This window comes from Nevskiales bacterium (assembly GCA_035574475.1).
Classification (GTDB): domain Bacteria; phylum Pseudomonadota; class Gammaproteobacteria; order Nevskiales; family DATLYR01; genus DATLYR01.
Genome location: DATLYR010000198.1, coordinates 1 through 4,251 on the forward strand (window position 1 = coordinate 1; position 4,251 = coordinate 4,251).

Sequence of the window (4,251 nt, forward strand, 5' to 3'; positions counted from 1 at the left end):
GAGCGGCCCGACTCGGCGACGGATGGTTTCCGCTGCGCCCGCCCAGCGACGAGGCGCGTGGGATGGTCGAGCGGTTGCGCGCCTACACGCGCGCGGCCGGGCGCCCCGAGCAAGCTGTCGGCATCGAGGCCCGCTTGAGCATCGGCCAGGTGCCGGAGTCGGGCTGGGCGGCCTACGCCAGCGCCTGGGAGCAGCTCGGCGCGACGCACCTGTGCATCAACACAATGGGTGCCGGCCTGGCCTCACCACAGGCGCATATCGATGCCTTGCGCCGGGTGAAAGCGGTGCTGGGCGTATGATCCCGCGCCCCCAGCACCCTTATCGTCCGCTGTGAGAAAGCAGAACAGGTATGTCTATGATCGATTCGGTTGCTGGCCCGACCTCGCGCGCTGCCCGGGCAGCGGGTGCCCGGCGTGTGCTGCTATTGACCACGGCGCAGAGCTACCGCACCCAGCCCTTCCTTGAAGCAGCCGAACGGCTCGGCATCGAGGTGCTGACCGCCATCGACATGCCTGCGCCGCTGGCCGGGCTCTGGCACGCGCAGCTCGGCCTCGACTTCCGCGACCTCGAGCAGGCTACGCGCACGATCCTCGCCTTCGCCGCCGATCATCCGCTCGATGCCATCCTGGCCGTCGACGACAGTGGCACGATGCTTGCCGCGCGGGCCAGCGCGGCGCTCGGCCTGCCGCACAACGCGCCCGAGGCGGCCGAGGCAGCGCGCGACAAGCACCGCATGCGCGTGTTGCTGGCCCGCGCGGGCGTCCGCTCGCCGGCGTTCAGGCTGTGCTCCACCGATGAGGATCTGCACGCGCTGGCGGCACAGGTCGAGTATCCCTGCGTGGTCAAGCCGTTGCGGCTCTCGGGGAGCCGGGGCGTGATCCGGGCCGACGATCCCGGCCAGCTCGTCGCAGCGATGGCCCGGCTCACGCGCCTGCTCAACACCGTCGATCCCACGCCCGGCCCCAAGCCGTTCCTGGTCGAGCGCTTCATCCCCGGCTTCGAAGTCGCGCTGGAAGGCCTGCTCGACCGTGGCAGGCTCCATGTGCTGGCGCTGTTCGACAAGCCCGACCCGCTCGACGGGCCCTTCTTCGAGGAGACGATCTACGTCACGCCGTCGCGCCTGCCTGCGACGGCACAGGCCGCCATCGCGGCATGCGCATCGGAGGCAGCAGCGGCGCTGGGGCTGCGCGAAGGCCCGGTCCACGCCGAGTTGCGCGTCAACCAGGACGGCCCGTGGATCGTCGAGCTGGCCGGGCGATCGATCGGCGGGCTGTGCTCGAAGACTCTACGCTTCGGCACCGATATGTCGCTCGAAGAGCTGATCCTGCGCCAGGCGTGCGGGCTGGAGGTCGCGTCGCTCAACCGCGAGCAACGCGCCGGTGGAGTGATGATGATCCCCATCCCGGCCGCCGGGCTGCTCCGCCGCGTCAGCGGGATCGCAGAGGCGGAGGCCGTGCCGGGGATCGAGGAGGTGCAGATCACCGCCAGGCTGCACTATCCGATCGTTCCGCTGCCGGAGGGCGACAGCTACCTGGGGTTCATTTTTGCGCGCGCGGCGACACCGGATGCCGTCGAGGCCGCGCTGCGCGAGGCGCACCGCCGATTGCAGTTCGAGATCGAGCCGGAGATCCCGCTGCTCGCCGTCAGGTGAGCGGCCGGGCCTCACTTCTTGCGCTGAGGAGCGCCTTTGCCGCTGCGCCCGGCTGGAGTCCACCCCTCGGGCATCTGCTGGCCTGGGCCGAAGAAGAACTGCTCGGCCTGTTCCATGAGCAGCTTCTGGGCCGCCGGGTCGGCCAGGCTCAGGCCGTAGTGATTGATGATCAGGACGGAGTAGTCCAGCCACATCTGCCAGGCCTGCCGGGAGACGTGCTCGTAGATCCGCTGCCCGAGCTCGCCCGGGTACGGCGGCTCGTCAAGGCCCGGCAGCTCGCGGCCTAATTTGACACAGTGGACCATTCTGGCCATGGGCTGGTCTCGCTTTCTGGAGTGGGTCACGCTTTCGCCTGACCGCGGATGTAGCCTAGATTATAACGGCTTCCGGCCAGGTGTCAAAAGCTCGTTCCCCAGCGGCGCCGCGCCGGCCCTTCCCCGCACGTGGGAAGGGAGCAGGGGAGCTCGGGAGCGAAGATGGTTCAAACCGGACCGATCCAGCAGCCGGGCGGCGTGCACGCTCTGCGCGTCGTCTACATGGGAATGACGGGAGCGTTCTCCATCCCGCCGCTGACAGCGCTGCTCGATGCCGGGATCGCGGTGCGCGGCGTGATCGTCCCGGCGATAGGTCGGGAAGCAGATGCCGACCGACCGGCGGTCGCGCCGATCGCGCCTGAGCAGCCGCGGTCGCCGCTGCCGCTCGCCAACCCGTATGTCACGCCGAGCATTGTCCACCTTGCCTGGAAGCACGCGATTCCGGTGTTCGAAATCCGCCGCCTGGCGGCTCCCGAAACACGCGCACTGTTCGCGGAACTCGGTCCCGATCTGGTATGCGTGGCGTGTTTTCCGCAGCGCATCCCGTCCGCGCTGCTGGCGCTGCCGCCGCTTGGCGTTCTCAACCTGCATCCATCGCTGCTGCCGGCCTACCGCGGCCCGGCACCGCTGTTCTGGGCGTTCCGCAACGGCGAGCGCACGACCGGGGTGACGGTTCACTTCATGGATGAAGGCCTCGACACCGGCGATATCGCCGTACAGGCGCCGATCACCCTGCCTGACGGGATCTCGGGCGCAGAAGCAGAACGGAGGTGTGCAACGCTCGGCGCACGTCTGCTGGTCGAGACAGTTCAGGCGCTCGAGCACGGGACACCGGCGCGCCGCCCACAGAGCGGCGGTAGCTATTACCCGTGGCCGACGCCGGAGGATTTCGCGATCGACACGGCCTGGCCGGCGCGCCGGGCGTTCAACTTCATGCGCGGGACGGCCGAGTGGGGCCAGCCCTATCCGGTCGAGGCCGGTGGCACACGGCTGCTGCTGGGGTCGGCGCTGGCGTACGCAGCGGATGAGAGGCTGAATGTGCCCTGCGTCCGCTCGGGCGACGAGGTACGCATCCAATTTACACCCGGCGTCTTGCGGGCGCGGATGGCGTGAACAGGGACGCCATAGTGACAATAGCCGCAACCCTTTTATTATGTAAATAAAGTGAAAGTAGCCTGAAGAAACCCGCCGCGGTGAACTACTGCGCGGTTTTCCATAGTATTGTTATGTAAATCTGAACGCGGAGCGGGCCTCCTCTTCCTGTGATGCGTGTTGGTATCCATGGCGCGCGAATCGCGACGCCCCGGCTCGACACTGAGCCGGGGCGTCTGGGGCCTGCGGCGGGCGCACAGGCAGGTGACCGGCGGCATGGTCCGCGGGCTGCCCGAAGCCCGCGCTCCTCGTGGCCCATCGTCCGGTCACACCATCGAATCTACCGCAGGCCAGCGCCTGGGGTTACGCCGTACGCGCTGGGGCGGCGAGCAGCTCACGAGCGCAACCACCCGCTGGCATGCTCCGGCCGGCGGCTACGCAGCCAATCGGCCAGCGCGCGCTCGTAGTCGTCGCCGACGAGCGCGCTGACGATCGCACCGCTTACAAAGGCGAACAGGGTGCGCGGGCGGCCAGCCAGCAGGGCCAGCAGCAACGCCGGCACGAAGTTCGTCAATGCGATGTTCAGCCCGATCACCGTCTGGCCTTCGGAGGTAGCATGCATCAACCGCAGCCGATGCCCGGGCTTGCCGGTCGTCATCGCGCGCAGGGTATCACCGACCCAGTTGCCGGCCAGCGCGGCGCCTGCAACAAGCAGCGCGCCGCTGACTTTGCTCGGAAGCCCCATACGATCCTCCTACCGCTCACATTGTTCTGCAGCTCCGGTGAGCAAGATTCAGGCCAGGGGGCCCAGCTAGATGCCGGTGAACAGCTCCAGCTGCTGAGGATGATGGTCGCTTTCCCAGGTCAGCGGCGCGTGGCGCGGCAGCACCCGGACGCTGATACACGTGACCGCTGCCAGTGCCAATACGCTCGATACAACATCGACCGCGATACGGGGGGTGTTGGCCTGCTCCGAGAGATGCGCGAGCCAGGCGGTGCGTTTTCTTCCATCGGCGCCCAGCCGCGCCAGCAGCTCACCGGCACCGACGTTGTCGAGGTGGCCACGCGGCCCGAAGATCCGCTGCTTGACCGGCCAGGCGTACGGCGCGCTGCGCAGCCGCTCGCGGTCGTGGTTGGCCTCCAGCACGACCAGGTCGGCCGGCTGCAGCCCGGCGAGCACGCCATCGTCCCAGC

General features: G+C 68.5%; 6 protein-coding genes. 3 read left to right on the plus strand and 3 right to left on the minus strand.

What is annotated here, in order from left to right:
* Positions 1 to 299 (plus strand): LLM class flavin-dependent oxidoreductase (locus VNJ47_11960; protein ID HXG29548.1); only part of this gene is annotated, 299 nt, incomplete at its 5' end.
* 50 nt (positions 300 to 349) lie between these two features.
* On the plus strand, positions 350 to 1,651 hold the full coding sequence (locus VNJ47_11965; GenBank protein ID HXG29549.1) for an ATP-grasp domain-containing protein: 1,302 nt from the start codon (positions 350 to 352) through the stop codon (positions 1,649 to 1,651).
* Between the two features lie 11 nt (positions 1,652 to 1,662).
* Here the strand turns inward: VNJ47_11965 and VNJ47_11970 are convergent, their stop codons facing one another.
* Positions 1,663 to 1,965: an oxidative damage protection protein gene (locus tag VNJ47_11970; GenBank protein ID HXG29550.1), complete on the minus strand. Its 303-nt coding sequence runs from the start codon at positions 1,963 to 1,965 to the stop codon at positions 1,663 to 1,665.
* A 162-nt stretch (positions 1,966 to 2,127) separates the two neighbouring features.
* Here VNJ47_11970 and VNJ47_11975 point away from each other — a divergent pair, with 162 nt between their 5' ends.
* Positions 2,128 to 3,078, plus strand: a complete 951-nt coding sequence (locus VNJ47_11975; GenBank protein ID HXG29551.1) for a formyltransferase family protein — start codon at positions 2,128 to 2,130, stop codon at positions 3,076 to 3,078.
* 373 nt (positions 3,079 to 3,451) lie between these two features.
* On the opposite strand, the gene VNJ47_11980 is transcribed toward VNJ47_11975, so the two are convergent.
* Together VNJ47_11980 and VNJ47_11985 are read right to left on the minus strand one after the other, a co-directional pair.
* Complete coding sequence (locus VNJ47_11980; GenBank protein HXG29552.1) at positions 3,452 to 3,802, minus strand: hypothetical protein; 351 nt, start codon at positions 3,800 to 3,802, stop codon at positions 3,452 to 3,454.
* A 66-nt stretch (positions 3,803 to 3,868) separates the two neighbouring features.
* The coding region (locus VNJ47_11985; GenBank protein ID HXG29553.1) for a hypothetical protein at positions 3,869 to 4,251 on the minus strand (383 nt) is incomplete at its 5' end.

Coding starts and splice junctions, on each gene's coding strand:
- VNJ47_11970 (HXG29550.1), bottom strand. CDS start 1,965: ATGGCCAGAATGGTCCACTGTGTCAAATTAGGCCGCGAGCTGCCGGGC.
- VNJ47_11975 (HXG29551.1), top strand. CDS start 2,128: ATGGTTCAAACCGGACCGATCCAGCAGCCGGGCGGCGTGCACGCTCTG.
- VNJ47_11980 (HXG29552.1), bottom strand. CDS start 3,802: ATGGGGCTTCCGAGCAAAGTCAGCGGCGCGCTGCTTGTTGCAGGCGCC.
- VNJ47_11965 (HXG29549.1), top strand. CDS start 350: ATGTCTATGATCGATTCGGTTGCTGGCCCGACCTCGCGCGCTGCCCGG.